The 22,748-nt window shown below is 67.4% G+C and carries 20 protein-coding genes and 1 tRNA gene; 6 read left to right on the forward strand and 15 right to left on the reverse strand.

Going from position 1 to position 22,748, the window contains the following annotated elements:
* The coding region (locus tag ACZ60E_RS32925) for an NB-ARC domain-containing protein (RefSeq protein ID WP_469445156.1) at positions 1-3,191 on the reverse strand (3,191 nt) is incomplete at its 3' end.
* A gap of 886 nt (positions 3,192-4,077) precedes the next feature.
* Here ACZ60E_RS32925 and ACZ60E_RS32930 point away from each other — a divergent pair.
* The gene (locus ACZ60E_RS32930; RefSeq protein WP_469445158.1) at positions 4,078-5,019 is read left to right on the forward strand and encodes a PIN domain-containing protein; all 942 of its coding nucleotides are present in this window, start codon (positions 4,078-4,080) and stop codon (positions 5,017-5,019) included.
* Between the two features lie 196 nt (positions 5,020-5,215).
* On the opposite strand, the gene ACZ60E_RS32935 is transcribed toward ACZ60E_RS32930, so the two are convergent.
* Entirely contained in the window at positions 5,216-5,692 is a 477-nt protein-coding gene (locus ACZ60E_RS32935; protein WP_469445160.1) for a hypothetical protein, read from the reverse strand.
* Positions 5,693-6,160: 468 nt separating this feature from the next.
* On the opposite strand from ACZ60E_RS32935, the gene ACZ60E_RS32940 reads away from it, so the two are divergent.
* From ACZ60E_RS32940 to ACZ60E_RS32955, 4 genes are read left to right on the forward strand one after another with little or no spacing between them, the layout of a single operon-like run.
* Positions 6,161-6,769: a hypothetical protein gene (locus ACZ60E_RS32940; protein ID WP_469445162.1), complete on the forward strand. Its 609-nt coding sequence runs from the start codon at positions 6,161-6,163 to the stop codon at positions 6,767-6,769.
* Positions 6,766-7,329 carry a toxin-antitoxin system, toxin component gene (locus tag ACZ60E_RS32945; protein ID WP_469445164.1) on the forward strand — a complete coding sequence of 188 codons (564 nt, stop codon included), beginning with the start codon at positions 6,766-6,768 and terminating at the stop codon, positions 7,327-7,329. The genes ACZ60E_RS32940 and ACZ60E_RS32945 overlap by 4 nt, the downstream gene beginning before the upstream one ends.
* On the forward strand, positions 7,329-8,528 hold the full coding sequence (locus tag ACZ60E_RS32950; RefSeq protein ID WP_469445165.1) for an MAB_1171c family putative transporter: 1,200 nt from the start codon (positions 7,329-7,331) through the stop codon (positions 8,526-8,528). The genes ACZ60E_RS32945 and ACZ60E_RS32950 overlap by 1 nt, the downstream gene beginning before the upstream one ends.
* Entirely contained in the window at positions 8,525-9,931 is a 1,407-nt protein-coding gene (locus ACZ60E_RS32955; protein ID WP_469445166.1) for an FAD-dependent oxidoreductase, read from the forward strand. The genes ACZ60E_RS32950 and ACZ60E_RS32955 overlap by 4 nt, the downstream gene beginning before the upstream one ends.
* A 569-nt stretch (positions 9,932-10,500) precedes the next feature.
* On the opposite strand, the gene ACZ60E_RS32960 is transcribed toward ACZ60E_RS32955, so the two are convergent.
* Positions 10,501-10,569: transfer RNA gene (locus tag ACZ60E_RS32960), tRNA-Asn, on the reverse strand.
* A gap of 110 nt (positions 10,570-10,679) precedes the next feature.
* Positions 10,680-11,255: a vWA domain-containing protein gene (locus tag ACZ60E_RS32965; RefSeq protein WP_469445168.1), complete on the reverse strand. Its 576-nt coding sequence runs from the start codon at positions 11,253-11,255 to the stop codon at positions 10,680-10,682.
* A gap of 771 nt (positions 11,256-12,026) precedes the next feature.
* Between ACZ60E_RS32965 and ACZ60E_RS32970 the strand changes: the two genes are divergently transcribed.
* The gene (locus ACZ60E_RS32970; protein ID WP_469445169.1) at positions 12,027-12,227 is read left to right on the forward strand and encodes a hypothetical protein; all 201 of its coding nucleotides are present in this window, start codon (positions 12,027-12,029) and stop codon (positions 12,225-12,227) included.
* Positions 12,228-12,571: 344 nt separating this feature from the next.
* Here ACZ60E_RS32970 and ACZ60E_RS32975 read toward each other — a convergent pair whose 3' ends face one another.
* From ACZ60E_RS32975 to ACZ60E_RS33025, 11 genes are all read right to left on the reverse strand, one after another.
* A complete protein-coding gene (locus ACZ60E_RS32975; RefSeq protein ID WP_469445170.1) occupies positions 12,572-12,862 on the reverse strand; it encodes a hypothetical protein in 291 nt (96 codons plus the stop codon).
* Positions 12,863-12,949: 87 nt separating this feature from the next.
* Positions 12,950-13,399, reverse strand: coding sequence for a hypothetical protein (locus ACZ60E_RS32980; RefSeq protein WP_469445172.1), 450 nt, complete (start codon positions 13,397-13,399; stop codon positions 12,950-12,952).
* 63 nt (positions 13,400-13,462) lie between these two features.
* Positions 13,463-13,981: a hypothetical protein gene (locus ACZ60E_RS32985; protein ID WP_469445174.1), complete on the reverse strand. Its 519-nt coding sequence runs from the start codon at positions 13,979-13,981 to the stop codon at positions 13,463-13,465.
* Between the two features lie 65 nt (positions 13,982-14,046).
* Positions 14,047-14,940 (reverse strand): deazapurine DNA modification protein DpdA family protein, encoded by an 894-nt coding sequence (locus tag ACZ60E_RS32990; RefSeq protein WP_469445176.1) that lies wholly within the window; start codon positions 14,938-14,940, stop codon positions 14,047-14,049.
* 134 nt (positions 14,941-15,074) lie between these two features.
* Positions 15,075-16,175 (reverse strand): phosphoadenosine phosphosulfate reductase domain-containing protein, encoded by a 1,101-nt coding sequence (locus tag ACZ60E_RS32995; protein ID WP_469445177.1) that lies wholly within the window; start codon positions 16,173-16,175, stop codon positions 15,075-15,077.
* Positions 16,176-16,261: 86 nt separating this feature from the next.
* Positions 16,262-17,290 (reverse strand): hypothetical protein, encoded by a 1,029-nt coding sequence (locus ACZ60E_RS33000; RefSeq protein ID WP_469445179.1) that lies wholly within the window; start codon positions 17,288-17,290, stop codon positions 16,262-16,264.
* A gap of 94 nt (positions 17,291-17,384) precedes the next feature.
* Positions 17,385-17,801 carry a hypothetical protein gene (locus ACZ60E_RS33005; RefSeq protein WP_469445181.1) on the reverse strand — a complete coding sequence of 139 codons (417 nt, stop codon included), beginning with the start codon at positions 17,799-17,801 and terminating at the stop codon, positions 17,385-17,387.
* Positions 17,802-17,975: 174 nt separating this feature from the next.
* Positions 17,976-18,998 (reverse strand): hypothetical protein, encoded by a 1,023-nt coding sequence (locus tag ACZ60E_RS33010; RefSeq protein ID WP_469445183.1) that lies wholly within the window; start codon positions 18,996-18,998, stop codon positions 17,976-17,978.
* A gap of 91 nt (positions 18,999-19,089) precedes the next feature.
* The gene (locus tag ACZ60E_RS33015; RefSeq protein ID WP_469445185.1) at positions 19,090-19,449 is read right to left on the reverse strand and encodes a hypothetical protein; all 360 of its coding nucleotides are present in this window, start codon (positions 19,447-19,449) and stop codon (positions 19,090-19,092) included.
* 143 nt (positions 19,450-19,592) lie between these two features.
* Positions 19,593-21,386: a hypothetical protein gene (locus tag ACZ60E_RS33020; RefSeq protein ID WP_469445187.1), complete on the reverse strand. Its 1,794-nt coding sequence runs from the start codon at positions 21,384-21,386 to the stop codon at positions 19,593-19,595.
* Positions 21,387-21,576: 190 nt separating this feature from the next.
* Positions 21,577-22,632 (reverse strand): hypothetical protein, encoded by a 1,056-nt coding sequence (locus tag ACZ60E_RS33025; RefSeq protein WP_469445189.1) that lies wholly within the window; start codon positions 22,630-22,632, stop codon positions 21,577-21,579.
* Positions 22,633-22,748 lie beyond the last annotated feature (116 nt).

Consider the following 22,748-nt stretch of genomic DNA (forward strand, 5'->3'; position numbering starts at 1 on the left):
CCGGTAAGGATGGCGGCACGGGTCCCGGTCGCCCGCTCCCAGATCCACACCGAGCCGTCATCGCTGGCGCTGGCGAGCCAGGTCCCATCCGGCGCAATCGCCACCGAGCACACCGGGCCGGCGTGACCAGTAAGGGTCGCGATGCAGGTCCCGGTCGCCCGCTCCCAGATCCGCACCGTCCTGTCATCGCTGGCGGTGGCGAGCCAGGTCCCATCCGGCGCAATCGCCACCGACATCACCGCCCCGGCGTGACCGGTAAGGATGGCGGCACGGGTCCCGGTCGCCCGCTCCCAGATCCACACCGAGCCGTCATCGCTGGCGCTGGCGAGCCAGGTCCCATCCGGCGCGATCACCACCGACCTCACCGCCCCGGTGGGACCGAAGCGCAAGGCAGCTTGAGCAGCGGTCGCCCGGTCCCAGATCCGCACTGTGCCGTCATCGCTGGCGGTGGCGAGCCAGGTCCCATCCGGCGCGATCACCACCGACATCACCGCCCCGGCGTGACCGGTAAGGATGGCGATACGGGTCCCGGTCGCCCGCTCCCAGATCCACACCGTGTTGTCGGCACTGGCGGTGGCGAGCCAGGTCCCATCCGGCGCAATCGCCACCGACATCACCGCCCTGGTGTGACCGGTAAGGGTCGCGATACAGGTCCCGGTCGCCCGCTCCCAGATCCACACCGAGCCGTCATCGCTGGCGCTGGCGAGCCAGGTCCCATCCGGCGCAACCACCACCGACCTCACCACCCCGGTGTGACCGGTAAGGGTCGCGATACAGGTCCCGGTCGCCCGCTCCCAGATCCGCACCGTCCTGTCGGCACTGGTGGTCGCGAGCCAGGTCCCATCCGGCGCAATCACCACTGAGTCCACCGTGCTGGGACGGCCGTCAATGACGACTGTGCACATTCCGGTCGCCCGCTCCCAGATCCGCACCATGCCATCGCTGACGGTCGCAAACCAGGTGCCATCCGGCGCGATCACCACCGACCGCCCCTCGCGCACGATGCCAGCGATGGTGAGAGTGAGGGTTCCGGTGGCCCGGTTCCAGATCCGCACCTTGCTGTCGGTACTGGTGGTCGCGAGCCAAGTGCCATCCGGCGCAACCACCACTGAGCGCGTCGGGCCGGTGCGGGTGGTGGTGCAGGCTCCGGTCACCCGATCCCAGATCCGCAGCGTCCTGTCGGCACTGGTGGTCGCGAGCCAAGTGCCATCCGGCGCGATCACCACCGAGGTCACCACCTCCGTGTGGCCGGTGAGGGTTGCGATACAAGTTCCGGTCGCCCGCTCCCAGATCCGCACCTCGTTTTCCAAGCTGGTGGTCGCAAGCCAGGTACCATCCGGCGCAATCGCAACCGAGATCATCGGGTCGATGGGGCTGTCGGGATTGATAAGGATGCGATATAGGGCTGGGGGAGGGGCATCAGGCAGAGGCCACTGATTGGTGAGGCAGGGGCGTTGGGCGGGATCGAGTTGGCGTGCGGTGATCTGGGGTTGCCAGTGCGGGTATGTGTCGAGGCGGGTGTGTAAGACACCTGTGAGGGTGCGGGGTGGGTCGGTGGGGGTGAGAAGGTGGGCGGTCTGGGCGAGGCTGCGGGCGAGTGGGCGGGTATGAGGGGTGTCGACGCGGGTGAGGTCTGTCCAGGGGGCGGATGGCCCGCGTTGGGCGAGGCGGGTCTCCACCCAGCGCAGATCAGCCGCGACAGCTTCGGCGGAGGGGATACGTCCGGCTGCGAGGAGGTGATCGATGAGGTGGTCGAGGAGGTAGCCATCCGTCAGTTCCCACCAGGCGCGTTGGGGGTGGGGTGCGGTGGGAACGAGAGGGTGGGCCGGGGGCAGGGTAGCGGCGATGGCGTCGATGAGGAGCCCGTTGAGGCGGGCGCGGCCCGTAGCGCCGAGAGCGCTGCGCAGGTAGTCGCGGATGACGTCGTGCAGGCTGATCGTGCCGCCGTTACGCGGGTCGAGGGTCAGCAGCGATAGGCGTTCCAGGTCTAGGCACAGGCTGCGGGTCTGGGTCTCCGTCAGTTGGCCGGTTGCCTGCCACAGTCGGTGGATGACGCTGATGGGGATGGACTCGTCCTCGGCGAAGATGCCGAGTTCAGTGAAGCGGTTCGGGCCGTCGGGTGGTAGCAGGGTGGTTGCGGCCTCGATGGAGGCCTTTACGGCTTGGTTGCGGAGTCGCGGGTCGTCCAGGTTCCAGGTGGTATTGGGATCGTCTACAGCGGCGGGGCCGTTGCCGCGTAGCCGTTGCAGGATCTGCTCGGCGGTGACGGTGGGGTCGGCGCCGGAAGCGCACTGGTTGGCGATGAGGCGGTTGGTCAGGCGTAGCAGCAGGGCCCAGCGGCCGGTTGCCTTGAGCAGGGCGTTCACCAGAGGTTCGGGCAGTAGCGGAAGATTCCAGGTCAGTACAGCTTTGGCTTGGGTTAGGGACATTTGGTCGACGGGGATGGGTGGTGTGCCGGGGGGTAGCAGAGTGGGGTTGCGGGTGGTGATCAGTCGTACGCAGCGGTGACCTCCCGTGAGGAAGGGTTCGAGTTGTTCTGCTTCCCATACGTCGTCAAGGACGAGCAGGGTGCGGGGGCGTTTGTCGAGGAGTCGGCCTAGGTGGGCGCCGGCTAGAGCGGGGTCGTCGAACTCTGTGGTGTCGCCAGTGATGTATCGGGTGGCCTCGACGACCTTGGCTGCCACGGCCGCCCGTCCGCGGACGTCTCGGCCGATGGTGACGAAGTAGATGCGGGGCCGGAGTGGGGGGAGGAGGCGAGAGCGGAAGTGCCACTTAACGCGTTGGCGGGCGCATACGGCGGTGGCCAGTGTGGTCTTTCCGAAACCTCCCGCTCCGGATAGGGAGGTGGTGATGCCGACGGCGGATGTCCTACGACACACTGCGGCTGCTGCGGTGCGGGTCTGGGTGCGGTCGACGAACCAGTCCGGGACGGTTACGGGCGGGGGTGGCGGGGGGTCGTTCAGGGCTGCGGGGGGACGTGCCTGCAGCCAGGCCGCTATAGCGCCTGCCACGATCGCCAGCAGCCCGAAGGCGCCGACCGACCACCAGGGGTGCTGCCGGAGCTCGTCTAGCAGCCACGGCCAGTGTGGAGTGGACGTGGCGGCGTTTCCCGCCAGTGCCAGCACGATCGCCAGTCCTATGCCCAGGCTGGCGAGCGTGACTATTCCTGCTGTCCATACGCGTACCCGCACGCGCCCACCTCCGGCACCCGATCTTCTTGCGCTGGACCCTAGTTACTGAGCACCCGCACCATCAGCGGAACGCCACAAGACCCCACAGATAGGGCCCTTGGATAGGGCTTCTCATTGGCCTGTCACACACGACGGGTTGGCGACATACCACATGAGACGCCGACAGTTATCAAGCAGCTCCCTCCCTTCGAGGAGTTGGGGCGAGGGTGTCGTCACCGCACAGTCGATCAATTCAAGAGTGTCCAACATGTGGACACCCTTTGTGACGTGCGTCACATGCCTTTGACGTTCGGTGTCGCGTCGAGAATTCCCGGACGGAGCACCTAAGGAATTCAGGGCCGTGCTCTGCACCAGGCCACCGCGCACCCCCAAACAAGGCACTGCCCGACAATTACCGCCGACGGCCAAACGAAGGCTCACCTCTTCCATTTCAACCTGCGATAGACGCTAACGGCTTCACCCGAGGCATGTCCGGCAGCGGCCCCCAACCCCACCTTCACGCTCACGAACGAGCTCGGCGACAGGGAGGCCCGACCCTCCCGAAGCGGCAAGTAGGCAGAAACACAGGGCTACTTATAGAGCGGAACTCGCGCCAACTAATTTCGGTGGCGAATACCCCTTACCTCAGCGGCAAAACATGGCTACGGCACTCCACGGCCAGCGAGGAAGTCCTGATCATCTTGGGAGCTTTCGTCGGGTTCCCCCTCTACAGCCGGGTTCCGCGAGTTCAGGGACCGTGGAATCGACTACGGAGGATGGCCTTTGCGGGTTCACCGAGCGGCAGACTCGCGGATCTCGGTGGCCGCCTGCCGGGAGCGGCTGCCACGATATGGCTGGCGAAGTCGCCCGCAACGGTGCGGCAGCCCGAGAGGCAAGGAAGTCGTCCATGCTGCTGCGGCCCGGGGTCACCTGCGAGAAGGCGATCAGGTTCCTCGACGACCTGGTCCAGGTCGGACTCAACAACCTCCGCAATTCCATCCCGACCTTCGCCCAGACGTTACTGGCGGGCGTGGAGCCCTCGCAGTTGGCCGGGCCCGAACTGGTGGTCACGCTGCGGCAGTACGGCCAGTGGACCGCGACGAGCGCCCGGGAACTGGCGGGTGTTTTCGCCGACCCGGCGGTGCCGGCGCGGCTGCGCGGCGAGCACTACAGCCACATCGTGCACAGCCCCCTGACGCCCTACCGAACCGCGGCACTGCTGCACTGGGAGCTGGACGAACTGGCGACGTACTTCATGGAGCTGCAGAACCAGATGCGGCAGAGCATGGAGGACTACCGCAGCTACCGGCGGCGTGTGCTGGTCGTGGACGCGAACACTCTGCTGCACTGTCAGCGCTTCGACAAGATCCCGTGGTCTCGGGTGTGCGGGAATGGCCCGGCAACGCTGGTGATCCCGCACGTGGTGGTAGAGGAGATCGACAGTAAGTCCTACTCCGAGGGCAGCGAGAAGATCAAGAAACGGGCGCGCGGGGTCTACGAGTTGTTGAGCGACGTTCTCAAGGGCTTGTCCACCGACGGCCGCTTCAAACTGCACGACGAGACCGAGGTCCAGGTCCTACGCGACGAGCTTGGGCACCGGCGCCTGCCGAACAACGACTCCGAAGTCGTGGCCCGCGCGGCCCACTTGCAGGAGGCCATCGCACCGCGCCAGGTCACCGTCGTCACGCGCGACAACGGGATGCGCGGCAAGGCCATGACCTGGTGCCTGCCCTGGAAGTTCCCACCGGACAAGTACCTGATCCCTGAGGACGGCTTCGGCGCAAAGCATCGAGAGGCGAACCTTGCGAGCATCACCGTCGACGTTCCCGAGGACGGTGACGAAACCTAAGCGCGGGTTGGCCCGTCACATGAGCTCGCTTGGGGCTGGTGACAGCGTCGTACACGCCCTCTCAACCCAGCCCTGGCCACATCTGGGGTGCCAGGCCGCGGTGTGGATCTTGTGGAGAAGATCGACATTCCGGTGCTTACCGTGCTTGTTGCCGGCGCGCTGGCCTTCAAGGCTACTTGGGGCTCTGGCCTCTCACTCAGACCGGCACGGACGCCCAGGTCACATACCCGGCTTCGTCACCGCGGTACTGGCCAGTCTCGTCAGTGAGGCGTCGCACAAGGAACAGGCCCGGCTCCTCGTGGGAGTCGGGTAGCGGTTGGTCCATCTCTCCGATGGTGATCAGGACGTGTTCCCCGTCGTACGAAATCCGGCCGCTCAGGTCGGTGCTGGCGCGGTGTCGGGCGGTGACGTCGACGAGTTCGGTCAATACAGCGAGCGTCGATTCTTCAACAACGTTGGCATTGAGTGCATCAGCGAGCAGCGTCGGCATCATCATGGTGGCGAACCCGCGGGCGCGGCGCATGCTCTGGGTGGGGGTGTGTTCTGGGCCAAGTCGAAACTCGATTGAGTTCTCTGTGTCTGGTGGCCCTTGGGGTGCGTTGGCGCGTCGCGCGGGCGCGGTTGTTTGCGGGCTGGCGTGCTGGAGCGGTGGCCTGGCGTCGGAGATCGTCACTAGCTGTCCGTCTCGTTGAATGGCACGGAGTCAGTTGTTGGTTCGATGGGTGTGCGTGGGGCGAGTGCGCGACGGCAGGCTTTGGGGTACCGACGGGGCGGGTTAAGCGGTTGCTTAGTGCGCTTGTCGCGCCATGTTGCACCTCTCGTGTCGCCGGCGCACGGGCGCGGTTGGGCAGAACAGACCTTGCTTCACTGGTCGTTGAGTCCTTACTCCTGGCCATTGCGGGGTGCCGCTAGTACCCCTGGAGCTGGTACGAGCTGAGGGATGCACCGTCCGCGCCGTTTGCCTCTTCCGGATGATCCCGCTCCGGGTTCACGGGAATCCTGCTACGCCCAAACGGCGACTGTCAACGATCGTTTAAATTCTTCAACGATCGTTTCTCGAAACGTGGGCGGGGGACGCTGCGGACGCTTACTGTCGTCACGCAGCACAACAACCACACCCTCAACACCCGGGAGCACAACGGTGAGTGAGTCCCTCGCTCCTCTCCAAGAGACTCTGGCTCGCATCGCCGAGCAAGGTCTCGTCCTCGATGCCGAGGACCTATCGCGTACGACAGGTATCTCGTCGGCGAAGGATGTTCGGGCCCTTCTCGACGGCAAGGACCTCGGCGATGACGACATAGACACGCGGATCCGCGAGCGTGTCCAGCTCCTGTGCCGCAGGTGTCTGTCCGAGAACGGCAAGGACTACGACGACAAGGATGCTGTGACCGCCATGGCGAAGGACATCGCCGGCGGCATCGGCGTCTCCATCGTCTGGGCGCGGCAGTTGGTGCTCGGGGAGAAGACGCCGAGCATGAAGCACGGGCATCAACTCAGTCGCTATTTCGGGGTGCCCGATGGTTTCCTCACCGAGACACCTGCTGCAGCGCTGAACAGGGCGTTGCAGCCGTATCTCCAGACCGAGCACAAGACCGAGGCGGATCTCGACGATCCGCTCGCCGCTCTCAAGGAGAGGTTCGGTCTTGTGGGCGTTGCCCGTCGGGGCGAGCCTCTGAGCCGGGAGGAAGCCAAGCGCTTCGCCGGGCTGATCGCGGACGTATTGCAGCAGAACATGGAGGATCAGTCGTGATCGGCTCGGCATTACAGATGAGGAAGTTCCTCGCTGACATCACCAACGTGGTGAGCGAGTCGGTTGATTTACCGGCCGAGCCGCGGGAGTTGTTCGAAGCGATGTGCGCGGCTGTCAGTAAGTTGCAGGGCAAGCCGGTGATGTTGCGCCTCGCGGCGTTTCCGAAAGATACAGGTTCGGGGCTGGTCCTCGACTTCGGCGACAGGTCCTTGATTGTGATCGAGGAGCGGACGAGCCCTGAGCACCAGTTGGTGATCCTCGGGCATGAGTTGTGGCATGAGAAGGCGGGGCATTGCTCCCATGACGCCGGCGGGGCGGCGATGGCTGCACGCATGCTGTCCGAGGGCGAACCCGACTGGGAAGCGTTGGCGCCGAGGCTGTTATCTGTTGCCGCGCGTACTGGGTTCGCCGAGGACGACGAGAACGACGCTGAGAGGTTCGGGCTCAAGGTCGCTCAGAGTTTCCGCACCTGGTTGAGGGGCCCGCATGCACGCGATCCTCTGCGAACCGACACAGTCGAGAACCGCATGTCAGCCTCGCTCGAATACCGCGGTCAGTGATGACCACTACCTTAGAGACCCTCACATACGCAATTCCCGCGACCTTACTCGGAATAGCCTTTCTGATCAAGGCTCCATCCGTGTTCCGGTTCTGGCGCGACATCCAACTGCGCGCGGTGGGAGGTTTGTTACTGCTGGCCTGCCTGGTCTTCGTTCTTCTGGACCCGCGGAACATCCACCGCATGAACGAAGCCACTGGTGTCCCTAACATCTCTGCCCCTATCTGCTACACCATGGTCTCGGCGTTCTGCAGCTCCTGCCTTTTGCTGGTCATCGTCTGGCTCGTCGATCCGTCAAGGAAGCGTACGTTCGCCCTGCGGCTGGTCGTTATCTCTTACATTCTAGTGATCGCAGGCTTATGGACGACGTTCGTCCTTGCCGATGCATCTGTGGAACGCATTCGCGACCTTGACACCTATTACGCAAACACGCCGTTCATGCGTGAACACATTGTGTTGTACCTGAGCGGGCACTTTGTCGCCGTCGTGGCTACCTCAGCACTGATCTGGACCTACGTCGGCCACGTTCAAGGCTGGCTGCGCGCGGGGCTGGTCCTTTTGGGCTGCGGCTACCTAATGAACCTCGGTTTCACCGCCACCAAGGCCACGGCAGTCGTCGCCCGATGGAACGGTAACAACCTGGACTGGCTGAGCACTCTCGTCGCCCCGCCCATCGCCGTGCTCTCCGCTCTGCTCATCGCCGCCGGATTCCTCGTACCCCACGCTGGCCCGTACCTTCAGGAACAAAGGAACGAGCGCCGCAGGTACCGGAAACTGGGCCCGCTGTGGCGCGCGCTGCGTGCCACCAGCCCCAACGCAAGCCGTGTCCGCATCGGCGCCTGGTCCCCCTGGCCGCTGCGCGTCGTACAGCGTCAGTCCGCGATCTACGACAGCATCCTGAAACTGGGCCCGTATCTCGACGCAGGTCTGCGCGCCCGTGCCCGCGAGGAAGCGCTCGCCAGGGGTTTTCCCAAGCAGGAAGCGGCGGCTCTGGGCGCGGTCGTCGACATGATCAACGCTCTCGACACGATGGCCAACGAGTCACACAGCGGTGCCGGTAACAGCACCGGCTCGATCGGTCAGAGCCTTGAGGACTTCGAGAACCTCGAACCCCTGTCCCTCGCCCTTCGCGACCCCTCTTCCGCCGAAACGATCCGCCAACGCCTGGCAGTCCAGCAAGAGAGCGTGCCTCCCAGATGACTCAACACTCCTCCCCCATCAACGGCCTGCAGTCAACGGTCGTCCTCGGCGGAAGCCTCGCCGGCATGCTCGCTGCTCAAGCCTTGTCGAAGTATTCGAACGTGACGATCGTTGAACGCGACGTCCTGCCGGACGGGCCTGCTCCCCGCAAGGGACTCCCCCAGGCCCGGCACGTCCACCTGCTGTGGTCCGGCGGCGCCCAAGCCATCGAGCAACTCCTGCCCGGCACGGCCCTTCGACTCGCAGCGGAAGGTGCCCGGCACCTCGCGGTGCCGACCGACATGGTGGCGCTGAGCGCTCAGGGCTGGTTCCGCCGCTGGGTTGAGTCCCACCACATGGTCCTTGCCAGCCGGGACCTCCTCGACTGGTCCGTCCGCAAGGAAGTCCTCGGCTCTCCACGCATCAAGCTGATACAAGGCGCCGAAGCTCTCGGCCTCGAAGCGACAGCCACCCGTGGGGTGACCGGAGCACGCATCCGATGCCGCGACGGGAAGGAGCGCACACTTCGAGCTGGTCTCGTTGTTGACGCCACCGGCCGCGCGTCCCGCGCCCCTGAATGGCTCGCGTCCATGGGGACCTCGAAGCCGGCGACCCGCAGGGTGGCCTCCGGTCTCGTCTATGCGAGCCGTGTCTACCGCGCACCCGTCGGGGCGCACGGAAAGTTTCCTGTGGTCAACGTTCAGGCGGACCCTCGGGCGCCGGTACCGGGCCGGGCCGGAGTCCTCATGCCCATCGAGGGACACCGCTGGCTGGTGACCCTCTCAGGTACCAGCGGCGGTGAGCCCACGGTCGACACTGACGGCTTCCGCGACTTCGCCCTGAGCCTGCGCGACCCGGTCATCGGGCAACTCCTCGCCGCGGCCGAACCCCTGACCGACGTGGCGCTCACCCGGACCACTGCGAACGTCCGGTACTACTACGAGAAGATCAGCAACTGGCCCGAAGGGTTCGTAGCGCTCGGCGATTCCGTTGCTGCGTTCAATCCGATCTACGGACATGGCATGTCAGTGAGTGCCCAGAGCGCCGTCGCCCTGGACAAGACCGTGGCTCGCCTCGGCCTGGACAGCCCCGGACTGGCGGCCAGCGTCCAGAAGGCCATCGGCCGCACCGTCGCCACCGCATGGGACCTGGCCACTGGACAAGACGTGTTCTACCCCGGTGCGACGGACAGCGGCCCCACCCTCAGAGAAAGACTGGCCGCCCGGTACGTCGCTCGGCTCATGCTCACTGCTACCGGAAACGGTCGTGTCGCCCGCGCTGTCACCGATGTGACGTCACTTCAGCGCGGGATACCCGTCCTGCTGCGCCCGAGCATCCTGATCGCGACGGCACGAGGCCCCCTCAAGCGTCAACTCATCGAACCGCCCCTGACAAAGGCGGAATGGAGCGCGGTCGCTGAGTAGCCCCTCAGGACCGTCGTGGCGGGGTCGGACAGGTGGGCGCGTATGGCGAGCCCCCTCCTGTTCATGAGAAGGGAGCCCTATCTTCATCATATGGGGGATATAAACTGGAAGATCACAAAGAGGCAGAGGTTAGGTCACCGGATACGATGGATTGGTTTCGCGATCTTCGGCGCGGTGGTCTTGGCCGTGCTGGTCTTCCCGATCACGAGTCTCAATACACCATTCAACGGCACTGGTGAAGCCTCGTCGTCTCCCACGGTGGCCGGGACAGTGAGGCCGACATCCCCCGGAAATGGAACCCCTACGTACAATCTGCCGCCGCCGGCCGGTGCCACGGAACCGAGTGAGACGGCTGTGGCGATTCCCCCGCCGTTCGACCCAACGGAGCCGTCCACAAGCGCCAACAGTGCGGCTGAGATCATTAAGGCTGTCGCCTACCTTGTGGGGGCGGTAGGCGGAGCGGCAGCCGCAATAGTCGGACAGGTGATTTCTGTCCGTGCGACGCGGCACGTCGCACCAGTCGCAGTAAGGGACGCAGAGCCGTAGAGATGCGCCCTCTCCATACATAGCTGACACGGCTGGACGCCAACCAGCAGCCTGAGTATTAACAGTGCTCTGCTCTGCTATTGAGCTACCCATCAGTGGGCGCGTTACGTAGTTCGAACCCGTGTCGCCGGACCTCCTCCAGAGTGCTGGGCCGCGCCCATTCACTCCTCTGGTCTCGCACGAATGGTGTGCGGAGCCGAATTTAGCGCACTTCGCGATCGTTTGATACCTCGGTCTCCGCCCAGCGGATGGCTGCAGCAAGCTGTCTGGGACTGTTGGGGTCCAGTGGCCTTATCTCCGGATTTCCCAAGAACTCTTGGAGCACGCTGTGGTTGGCGTCGGCGCCGACGGGTATGGCGACGCGAACCGCTTTAGCGCCCCATGGGGTGGCAATCAGCTCGCGCAGCCCGGAGCGCCATTCGTCTGTTGGCGTCGTGTTGGAGACCAGCGCCAACACCGGTGGCGGTGAACAGAAGGGCATTGGTGGAACCATCAGGGCGGGGGCGACCAGTCGGAAAGCCGTGCCCATGTCGCAGCCCTCGCTGTTGGCATCGACGGTGACATTGGGCCATTCCAGGCGTTGGATATCGGTCGGCTCTTTCATCATCCATCGAGCGCCGGCGCCGAACGTCACTGCCCGGACCTTGAGCTTCACCGCAGGGTTGTCGTTCGCGACCTGGCGCATATCCGGCAGGGCTTCGTTGATGGCGAAGTTGAGCTGGGCGACTTTTTGACCGTCCATCGGGTGGGAGCAGTCGAGCAGCCAGATGAAGTGCACTTGTTGGCCGGACCCGGGAGGTGCACTCCTATACCCCGGCGTCTCGGCATCCGTCTCTGTGTCCGTGTCGGTCGGTGTATACGGTGGAGCGATGGGGTCAGACCCGTACCAATTCGGCCTCGCCGTTGGTGCGTCCCGGTTCAGGGGTGCAGACCCGTACCACGGCTCCTCCGTGTCCGTGGGTGTGCCCGTCGGTGTCTCCGCCTCCGTGCCCGTCGGTGCGGCTGTGGGCTTGCGGCGCTGGGGCTGTGCGGAGGTGATTTGCCTCCAGCGGACACGCCATTCATCAAGGGCGGGGTCCCTGCGTCCGGGCGGGGGGCAGTCATCGCCGTACACGTCCCAGGACATGAGACACCGGACGAGCCACATCAGTTTGTCCTGACGTACGTACCTGCCGCTGAAGGCAGCGCTCTGAGTGGCGATCGGCAGGGACGCCCTCTCCTGAGCGAACAGTTTCAGCACACGGCTCTGGATGTCGCGCAGGGACGGGTAGCCCCGCTCAATTCGCAGCTGCTTCAGACGGCTGGCTTGTTCCTGCAGCAGACCCTCATACGTTTCCTCGGCCACCGGGCACTCCCCCTCGTGCTCCCGTCCTCGTACGGATAAAGCAGGTTAGTGGTCCGGGGGCCGAACAGTGCCGAACAGTGCCGAACAGTTCGGGTGTTCGGTCGACCGCCACCACTGTGCGGCGTTGCGCGGTCGTCGATCGGGTTTCATCAGATGTGTTCCATCGGTGCTGGTCACAGCCGTTCTGTCGGTCAGAGTCGAAGCATGACCACAAACCAGAACCCCTCAGGGGAACCGTTCCTGTCCGTGCACACCGCCGTTGTGCTGCTTGCCGCGACCGTGTTCGGTTTCGTCATCGGCGGACTGACCGTCTTCACCGGCGCCCCCGTAGCTGCCGCTGTCATCACCGGGATCACGAGTGCCGGTGCCTGCGTCCCCACCCTTCGCGACCTCATCAAGCCGTGATGACCCTGTCTTCGCGTAGCTCACACACCCGCATTGATCACCGAAAGTGGTCGGGTGCTGACTCACTGCCACCGGCTCCTGCGAGGATGTGCAGTTGCGCGGAGACGCCACGCCAAGGGGGCATTACGCCTTGGGTCAGGCCATATGAGCGCTCTGACGGGACGCCGGTCCGGGGGTCGTCGTCCCACCATTGGCAGACCTCGGCGTGTTCCCCGGCCGACTCACCGGCCACGGTGCGCCATCCGGTAGTTGTGCTCGTCTGCCTTCCATCGGCCGGAGTTCGGCTTGCGGCGGCGGTGCGTGACTTTCCAGCGCATGGCGTTGCCTATCTGGGCATGTGGTGGTCAAGCGGCCTGGGTGTCGTTCGGGTCGGGCACGATGCGCAGGTGGCGCGGACGGGACTGCGCGCGTTCGCGGGTCCGTTCGGCGGACTTCACGGCGGACCGGGCGCGCTTGCGCTGCGAGGTTTCGTCCTGCAGACGCCAGCCCTGTTGCGCGCCCGCCAGGGCAGCACGGCGGGCGGCCTGCTGCTCCGGCGACGGGGGCGGCGCCGACGTCCTGCGGGTCTGGCTGTCGGAGTTCCCGAACCTGCCGGTGGGGATAGCCTCGGCCATGAGGCGCTCGTACTGCGTCATCTCGTATCTCCTGCCGGTAGGACGGGGTTGTGCGCGGGGCCGGGCGGCCGTGACGCTTGGGGGAACGCCACGACCGGGCAAGCTGTGTCAGAAGAGGACGGACTGACCGGCGGCTTCGAGGTCCTCCCGCTCCTGGGCGGCGCGCTGCTCGGCTTCCTGGCGGCGAAGCAGGGCCTTGAGAGGGGCCTGACGAAGCTCCGCGGACGCGCGGCGGGCCTGCAACTCCGCGGACGTCGCCCACCGCGCCATTACCTCGTGGTCGGCGACGACGGGCGCCTCAGCGATGACCACGCACTTCACGAACGGCTGCTCCAAGCGTCCGCTGATCTCGGACAGGGTGCGCAGCCAGTTCGGGCCGTACGCGCCGGCCACGACGACCAGCGTTCCGGCCTCGTCGTACTGCTGCCGCAGCGAGAACCCGTCGGTGTCATGGCCGTCGGGACCTGCCTCCTGCTGCGCGTAGTCGAGGCCGAGGTCGACGAGCCCGCCGTCGACAAGGTGGCGGCGGATCGTGTGGGAGCGAGTGACACGGGGCATGGGGCGCGGTTCCTTCCTTCGGGGTGGGGGCCGGTGCTCCCCGGCTCCCAGGAGCAGGGCCTGCTAGTGGTCGCCGGGCGCGTCGGGGTGCATGGGGCACGGCCCGTAGACGCCCGGCTGGCCGGGGATCGCCGGGTGGACGTGGCTTCGGCCCGAGAGGCTGCATGCGGTCGCCGGGTCCTCGGCGCAGCTCACGACGCACAGGCACGTCCAGTCGCGGCTGATCCACTCGACCAGTGCGGCCCGGTACTGCTGCTCGGCCAGGGCCGCCACCTCGCCCAGGGCGCGGATGGCGGGCTCGTGCAGCCCGATCGCCTCGGCGACCCACGGCACGGCGGCTACCTGTTCGGGCTTCCGGCGGTGCAGCGCACCCTCCACGGTCTCCACGAGCCGCTCCAGCGGCATGGGCTGCCGGTCCTCGTCCGGGGCAGGCTCGATGACGCTGCGGATGGTCGCGATGGCGTCCACGAGGTTCTGCATCGCCGACAAGGGGGCGCCGTCCGTGGCGTACATCTCGGCGACGTCGACCAGTTCGCGGACCTTGTCGAACCGGTCGGTGAGCTTGCTGAGTACGGCAGACACAGGGGTCTCCTTGCGTGGGTGAGAGCCGGGGCGCCCACGACGGACGCCCCGGACGACTTCGGGAATCAGGCAGTGAGCAGGAGCTGCGGGTCGTCCGGCAGCGAGTTGAGGAGCTGGTTACGCCAGGCGATGGCGTACTTCGGGCAGTTGCCGCAGTGCACGTGTCGGCCCACGCACCCGGGCATCGGGGCCCTGTTGGTGGCGTTGAACGACCAGGCCATGGAGTCGCTGCTGTAGAGCTGGTGGGCGACCCGGCGCAGACCTGTCGACTTGAATCCGAAGCCATGAAGGCGAATGCCCATGGACCAGATCGTTTCGATGATCCGCGCGGCTTCGTCAGTCTGCTGCAGGCGGCATACGGAGCCGATCCCGACGACCGGTTCGAGCGTGAGATCCACGCCGAACTGGTCGTACATGTCGATGCATCGCAGGTAGTCGTCGAGGGTGCGGCCCTGAATTACGGGCATCCACGGTAGGTCCGCATCGAGCGACATCAGATTCAGGAACGATGCGACGGTCTTGACCTGGTGGTTCTCGATCGTGAGGCCGGTCTTCGTGAGGATCTCGTCCTCACACATCCAGTCCTGAATGGCGCACATGTCCATCAGGCCGATCTCGTCGTAGTACCGGCGCGCCGCCGCGGCGTACGCGTACGGGGAGATCGTCCACCGGCCGTGCTGCGAGAGCTCCGAGAATCCGCGGGAGTCGAGCATCCACGGCGTCACGGCCCGCGGAAGAGTCTTGCGGCCGTCGAGACGCCCGTGGGAGACGCACAGCGGGATGCAGTCGTTGCCGAACTCTTCGCGCGCCAGCCAAGACGGCTGGTGCGTGCCCAGGTACGTCACCCGGTCAAGGTCGGCGAACCACCGACGCTCGGCGAACACCGGCGCGGGACGTTTTCCCTTGGGGGAACCATTAATCGAAGAGGTGGGGACGTCGAAGAGGACGGCATTTGACATGGTGTTCCTCGCTTCGCTGGTTCGTCAGTGGTTGCTCTCCACCAACACCACGAATAGTATACCCAAAGGAATTTGAGGGATAGGGGATCGCGCGAATAAGCGAGAGCCGCCGACCAGAACGGCCCCCGCGCGATTCAGGCGGTCAGGCCGTACAGCTTGCGCTGCAGGGCCAGACGGCCCCGGTAGAGGGCGGTCGACGACTTCCCGACGTACCCGGACATCGCCGTACCCGTCGGCGGCCGCGCGGCCGGTCCCTGCTCCGCCTCCAGGACCTCGGCGCGGCGGATGATCTCCCGCATCGACAGGCCCTGTTTGAAATCGGCCTCCACGATGACCTCCGTGCGCGCGTACGCGGCCGCAAGCTCCGGCACCTGCCGCGCACCGTTCACCAGGTCGCTCGTGCACCCCAGGACACAGAAAACGCAGCTCAGACGGTGATTCCCCCAGTCATACGCAGGGTGGTACGGGAGCCCGGACTCTGCGATCTCCCGCCAGACGCGGGTGTCGCTCCATCCGTGAATCGGCCGCCACGTCGTGATGTGCCGCTTCCCGTTGCTCGCCCCGCGGTTGATCTCGACCTCGGCGAGCTTCGCCCGCTGATCGCTCTCCGCGGCCCGCTGCCCGATGCACTCCAGGATCCGCACGGGACGCCCCAGGTGCGACAGCTCCCCGGTGAGCCGCGTGTACAGCTTCCGGATCGGGCCCCGCTTGGCGTCAGGGGTGCACCAGCGTGCTGAACTCGAAGGCCAGGCCGGCGGGACCTTCACCGCGGCCGGATCCTCGCCCCGCTCGACCGCCTCGCGCTGCACCTTCGCCTTGAGCTTCCCGTAGCGGATCTCGACCCGCGCGAGGAGATCGGCGCCCTCGGCCTGGACGACTTCGAACCGGCGGACCCCGGAGAGGAGCGCCTGTTCCTCGGCGAGTTCGCGGGTGCCCTTCCACTCGACACGGCCCAGGTCCGCATGCACGACGACGACCTTGTCCAGCATCCCCAGGGCCTTCGTGCGCCGGACGACGTACGAGAGCATCGCCTGCGAGTCCTTGCCGCCGGAGCTGGAGACGACTATCCAGTCCGCGTCCCTGATCAGCTCGTCCGGAACGGTCGTCGACGGCGAGAGCGGCACCGACGCGTGGATGGTCCGCGCCTTCCGCTTCGGCTTCGCCGGCATGACGGCCGCGGGGGCTTCCTGGAAGGTCTGGATGTCGGGGAGGTCAAACAAGGTCGCGATCGCCATGAACGGGGTCCTCAAGGGTGCGGAGCGGACGGAGACGGGCGGAGGACAGGCCCGGGGCACCGTGGCGTGCCCCGGGCCCGCGAGGGTCAGCTCAGGAACCGCTCCGCGGCCTGGCCCGGGGTCAGCTCCTCGCCGCCGGGCAGGACCCAGCGCAGGGCGCCCGCCGTGTTGCTGTACTTCATCTGACCGGGGGCTCCTGCCGCCTTCAGCCGGGTCGGGATGGACCGGCCGTCGAACTCGGTGCGGACCGTGATGGTTCGAGTGGCCGGGGCGGGCCGTCGCCGCATGTAGACCAGTCCGCCCGACCCGGGCTCCGCGGCGCGCACCTTCGGGTCCTGGTCGGCCACCTGGACGGCGTGGTCGTAGCTGGTCGCCTCCACCGCGGCGACCTCGTTGCCCTCGCGGTCCTGGACGCTCCACCGGTCGACCTGGGCGGGCGCGGCCACAACCGGAGAAATGCGGGGCAGTCCGTGCAGCTCCCCGACGGGGATGGACAGCTCGGAGGTACGCAGCCGTCGTACGGCGAACCCCTTGTCCCGGCGGACCGTCGCGACGACCGACGCGTGACGCATAGCCGCCTTTCGCGCCCCGGGGTCGTCCTCGGCCTCGACGCGGGCGAGTTCGGCGCCCTCGGCGTCCGTGATCACCCACCAGTCGGTGATCTCACCCTCGGGCTCCGGGGGAAGCGGGGGGAGCTGCTGGAGTCCGGCCAGGGGTACGCGGACGGGCCCGTTGTGCTTCACGCTGTGGACCTCGACTGTGCCGTCCGCGGCGGGCTCGGACATCACGACGACGATGTCCCGGTGCTCCTCGCCCTCCTCGGGCACGTAGACCGCCGGGGTGGCGACGGGGTACATCTTGGCGAGTTGCGCGGTGGCCTCCCGGTTGGCCGCGTTCACGCCGTGGTGGGTGAGCACGTACTCGGTCGCGCCCGACTCGACGGCCGCCAGGGTCGACGTAATCCGGCGCGCCTGGACCCACTCGCGCTTGAGCATGATCTGGAGCGTCCGGGTCTTGGCGTCGGACGGGATGCGGCGCTGGGAGTCGTCGAGGGCGGAGAGCAAGAGGCGGGTCTGGTAGTCGGTCGCGGGGGCGTCCCAAGCGGCACGGGTCATGACGGAGTTCTCCTCGGTGAAGTCTGGCGAGCTGGGGAAGGGTGCCGGGGCGCGGCGCGTACGGTCGCGCCCCGGCGGTGAGGGACCGGTTCGGTCAGATGACGTCGGTAACGTCGTAGAAGCTGGCCAGACCACGCGAGAACCGCAGGCCGAGCCTTAGCGTGGGGTTCGCGAACTCGGCGCGCACGGCGCCCTCATACGCGGCCTCCGCCACGGCGCGGTGCTCATGGTCGCTGGCCCACTCACGCCCGAACGACCAGTAGTGGACGGCGTAGCGCTTCAACTGGCTGACGGGGTCGATGTACTCGACGAAGTCGATGGCCAGGTCGACGAAGCGGCCGTTCTTGATGAGCGACTCCCGCAACTTCTTCCCGGCGAGCAGGGCAAAGGTGTAGGTCACCTGCTGCTCGCTGGGGATGTCGATCGGGTTCGCGTGGTGCACCACCGGACGCATCGGCCCGTACTGCTCGGTGAGCGCTTCCAGGGGCCTCACTGTCAGGGCAACGGTCATAGGGGTGTTCCTCCTTCGTTGGTTTGGCGGGTTGCTCTCCCGCCAACACAAAGAATAGTGCACCCATGGGAATCTTGGGAAGGGTTTCTCGTTTTGAGCAGCATATTTAGGCCCCGAGATTCCTTACGGTCTACCGTTCTCGGAATCTCGGGGTCTGATGGTTCGCTGGGATTGTCAGGCTGCGCGGGCGTACTGCCGGCCGTCGGGACTCACCGGCGCCCGGAACGCCGTCAGGTCCGGCCAGACGTATTCCGCGGCCCCCCTGGGGATGACGCGCACTGCCCCGCTGAGAGCTGCCCGCGTCTCCGGACGCAGACGACCGCGGCGCACAGGCGCCCGGCGCGGCCTCTGCGGCATCTGCTCCGGCACCGTGAACGGCGTACGGGCCTCCGCCTCCGGGAAGAGACCCATCTGCCCGTGCTGCGCGACCCTGGCGGCCTCCGCCTCATCCTGCGCCCGGGTCATCCGCTCTCCGGCGTCACGGAACAGCTCCACACGCTCCTCCTCCAGGCGCTCCGCCTCAACCCGGGCCGCCGCGGCGACGACCAGACGCTCCGCCTCGACGACGGCCGCCGGGACCATGCGCGCCGCCTGGACGCTCACGGCCTCCTCGTCGGCCCGCTCGACGTCGACACCGCCCACGCCGGCCCGTACCTCCTCAGCGACAACCCCCGGCTGCTCCCACAGCGGCCGGACACTGTCCCGCTCCCCCACAGGCCGCCGACGGGCGCCGAGACCCTGCACGAGGGCCCGCAGGACGTCCGCCCGGAACTCCCGTGACCGCACGCGCATGGTCGACGCATCCTCGTACTCCAGGAACGGCTCAGCGGCCACGGAGCGCTTCCACACCCCGACCACACGAACCGCCCGGGTTGCCAGGGACTCCACCTCGTCCACGACCCGCACGAGCGCGACCAGGTACCGCGACAACTCCCGCGGGCCGCCCTGCACCGTCAGACGCCGGTCATCCAGCCCGCCGTACCGCTCATCGGTCCCGCAAATCTCCTTGTAGTACGACCACCGGGGGTTCAGCTTGAACGGGGTCGCCGCCTCCACGCCGTGGACGCCGGCCAGGGCCCATGCCACGTCGTGGTGCTGCTTCGCCCGACGCTTCGACGCCGCGGGGAACGCCAGGTCGACAGTGAAGCGGCCGGGGGCCGACTCGTACGGGCGAGGGATCTCTACGTACGCGCTCACGCGCTGCTCCTTCGTTGGTTGCGACGGCTGCTCTCCGCCGCTTATGGCCGGTCCGCCACAAGCGGCGGACCGGGGGGAACACAGGGTTGGTTCAGCGACCGCCCAGCACACGGACCAGCCAGCACGGCCGCTGCTGCTCACGACGTCCACGGCGCACGTACGCCCGGACCATCGCAGCCACCACCTTCGGGTCCGGCGACTGATGCCACTGCACCGTGATGGTCACGCCCTCCTGGAACTCCGCGTACGGGCGTTCCAGGAACAGCGACGCACCACCGTTCGTGAAGCGCCACACCATCCAGATGCGGTCTGTGTCGTACCGGCGCTCGTACACCTCGGCCGGGGGCGCGGGCGGCAGTTCCAGCAGTTCGGCAACCTCGTCGGTGAACGCGATGAACGGGGCGGCCGAATCTCCGGGGAGTCGGACACGGAGCCACGGAGGCAGGGACACGACGGCTTGAGCCTTCCTGAGAGCGCCCCGCAGCGCCCCAGCGCCCTAAGGGCCAGGACAGCAACGGCGGGGCGAGAGAGCGGGAGTGTGGGGCTTACGGGGGCGCCGCCCGACCCATGCCGGCCGGGCGGCGCCGGGGCGAGTCAGCGGCGTGCGGCGTCCTTGTACTTGACGGGGACGTCCACGCGGAGCATGGAGCCGATCACCTTGCGCGCGTTGTCGGCGGGGCTTGTGCGGCCGTCAACCCTGCGGAACTTGACGACGATGGGCGGGTGCGCGGGGAGGAACCAGCCGACGTCCCGGATACCGGCCATGATGCGGGCGGTGATCATCCACCCGGTGCCCGTGTCGGGACGGCAGTCGACGCGTACCTCGGCGGTGCCGCTCTCGATGGCGTCGGTCTCGTCGGGGGTGGCCCCAACGTGCATGTAGGCGAACACGGCGGCGCGGATGCTGTCGGCGGTGTGCGGCATGTCGGTGCCGTGCATCCGGCTGGCGTGCGGCTGGACGGCCAGGATGGCGGCGCGGGCCCGCGCGATGGCGTCCTTTGCGGCACTGCGGGCGGCCGTCTTGGCGGGCAGGCTGCGAGCGACCCGCAGGGACTCCCACACGCCCTCGGCGGTGTCGCGGGCCGCGTGCACCCTCTCGTGCAGCGCGGGGGGCGCGGCGAGCGGCAGGATCTCCAGGTGGTTGATGAGCCGGTGGAGCCTGGCCGGTGTCAGGTCGGCGGCCTCGTCGGCGGCCTCACGGGCGGCGAGAGCGGCGAACAGGGGCGCGGCGGCGGCTGGGGGCGTGAGTGCGGTGATGGCCTCGCGGATGAGCGGGTACGCCTCACGCTTCGGCGGCTTCACCGTGTGGGCGAACACGGCGGCCAGGGCGGCGTCGGTGGGCTCCCCGGTGTTCTGCTCCGCCCACCACTTCGCAGCGAACCCCGCCGCGCGGCGACGGGCCTCAACGGTGTCGGGCAGAGTCGTCTCCTTGCTGGCCGGACGCTCCTCGGTAACCGGCTCCAGCCAATAGGACGACTCCCCAGTCGTCGACTCCAGGTTCACGCCGCCCGCCTCGGCGCGGTAGCACTGCCAGCCCTCTCCACGCGCCCACACGATCGTGCCGAGCGCCGACACGCGGTCGACCCGCTCAACCCGGGGCTGCCCGCCGAACACGTGGAAGTGCTTCACCCAGTGCTCCCCGTCGCCGAGCAACTCGGCCGCCTTGCGCTCAACGGCGAGTTCACGCCCGCGCTCCTGCCACATGCGCACCGCGCGCGCCACGATGTCGTCCATCACCGGCCGGTTGGCCCGCGCGCTGTCGGTGGTCGCCTGCCACATCGCCAGGGGGAACCCGTCCGGCACCTCGGGAGCGTGCCCCTTGAGCGTCGCCCACAGCTCCGCAGCCTCCATCAGGCGCAACATGCGGGAGTTCGCGTCGGGGTCCGTGACGACGTCGTCCATGAGCGTCTCGAACCGTGCTGCCGCTCCCGTCCCCATCGGGGCGGCCGGCCGGGGGCGAGGCTCACGCCACAGGCGGACTGAGACCGGCTTGCAGCCGTCCAGACGGCGCGGGGAGAGCCGGTTCGACAGGCGTACGGAGATCGCGTCGATCAGCGCACGGTCGTCACCGCGCGGGTCGGCGTCGCCGCCGTCGGAGATGCTGTCGCGGAGCGCGTGAACCTCGTCCGGGCTCATGTGGTGGAGCTGCTCCCGGATCGCCCAATACCGCTCGCCCTCGGTGAAGATGACGCGGACGAACTCTGACGCTGCCCGCGCCCGGATGATCCGGCGGACGGTCTCCTTGTTCGCCTTCCCCTGCTCGGTGTCGGCGTCCCGGCTCATCACGGCGTCCACCAGGTCGTGAGTGACGACACGGCCGTTGTGCAGCCGGGCAGAGATCAGGACTTGCAGCGCCATGGCCTCGGCGCGCTCCGTGGCAGTCAACATCAGGGGTTCCTCGCTTCGTGGTTGGCCCGGCGTGCTCTCGCCGGACAAGGGGCCGCGCGAACGCGGCTTACGTCGCCCCAGGAGAGAGGCGAACGCGGGTTCATGGACTTTCTGGACCGTTCAACGCGCGTGCGCGTGAGGGGCCCTGATGGCACCGCCCGGTCTATGACGGCCGGGCGGTGCCGGACGGCTAGGCCATCGCGGGGAACGGCCGGAGCCGGTACGACGTCGTGCCGGTCGTCGGCTTGATGTTCACGCCGCCCTCGGAGGACGGGGACACGTCCGAACCGGAACGCAGGTGTTCGGCGATCAGCTTCACTGCGGACTCGCGGGACACCGTCCGGTACGGCGCTCCCTGGCCTGTCTGGAAGTCGTGGCGGATCCACTTCTCACCGGCACCAAGGATGTCGGCTGCCTTCTGCTCGTCGGGGGTGGCCGCCGGGGTGGCCGCCGGGGTGGCCGCTGGGGTGGACTCCTCGGGGGTGGCGGGGCGCAGCAGCACCGTGCCGCGCGCGGGGTCCTTGTAGACGATGCGGGCGCGCGACTGGCCAGCGGACATCTCGCGGACGTGGCGCCTGCCCTCCATCTGCGCGTAGTTCATCTCGGCCACAGCTTCGGTGCTGGAGATGCGCTCGGGGGTGGCGCCGTTGACGCTGCGCATGTGGAAGCGAGGGACGACGGGGGCCGCGTGCTCGGCGGGTACGTAGCTGTGGTTCCCGATGTGGATTGCGCCGGTCTCGGGGTGCTGGTTCACGGCGCGGCGGGAGAGGCGGCGCGTGGCGACGACGCGGCGGATCTGTGCGGCGGGGATGTCTGCGCGGCGCGGCTCGTCGCCGATGTAGAGGGTGTGGGGGGTGTCGATGACGTCCTCAGGGTGGGCGGCGGTCTCGCTGGCGAGGCGGGCGGCTTCGTGGCCGAGGTCGCGGACGGCGGAGTCCAGGCCGGCCAGGGTGCGCACCTTGCGGGGCGCGGCGTCGGGGCTTTCCAGGGTGGCGTTCACGAAGAGGCCCCGGGCGCGCCCGGTAGTTCGCTTCGACCACGTCATGGTGAGGGCGGTTCCGGCGATGGCGCGGCCCTGGTCGGTTCCGGCGTAGACGGGCGGGACGGGGAGGCTGATGCGGATCGTGTGGGTCACGGCCGACCGGGCGGTTTCGGTGGTGATCTTGACGTTCAGCTCGAAGGCGCGCGCCAGGGCGAGCAGGTCGTCCGCGTTCTTGATGCCGGTCATCTCGGGCTCTGTGGCCATGGGGTGCTCCTCGGTTCGTTGGTTCGGCCGGGGATGCTCGCCCCGACCCCGCCTTAGTGGCGTCCGCTGAACGTACAGCCTTCCCGTAGAAATAGTCAACCCACGGGAATCCGTGG

The organism is Streptomyces sp. NPDC102514, from assembly GCF_055584525.1.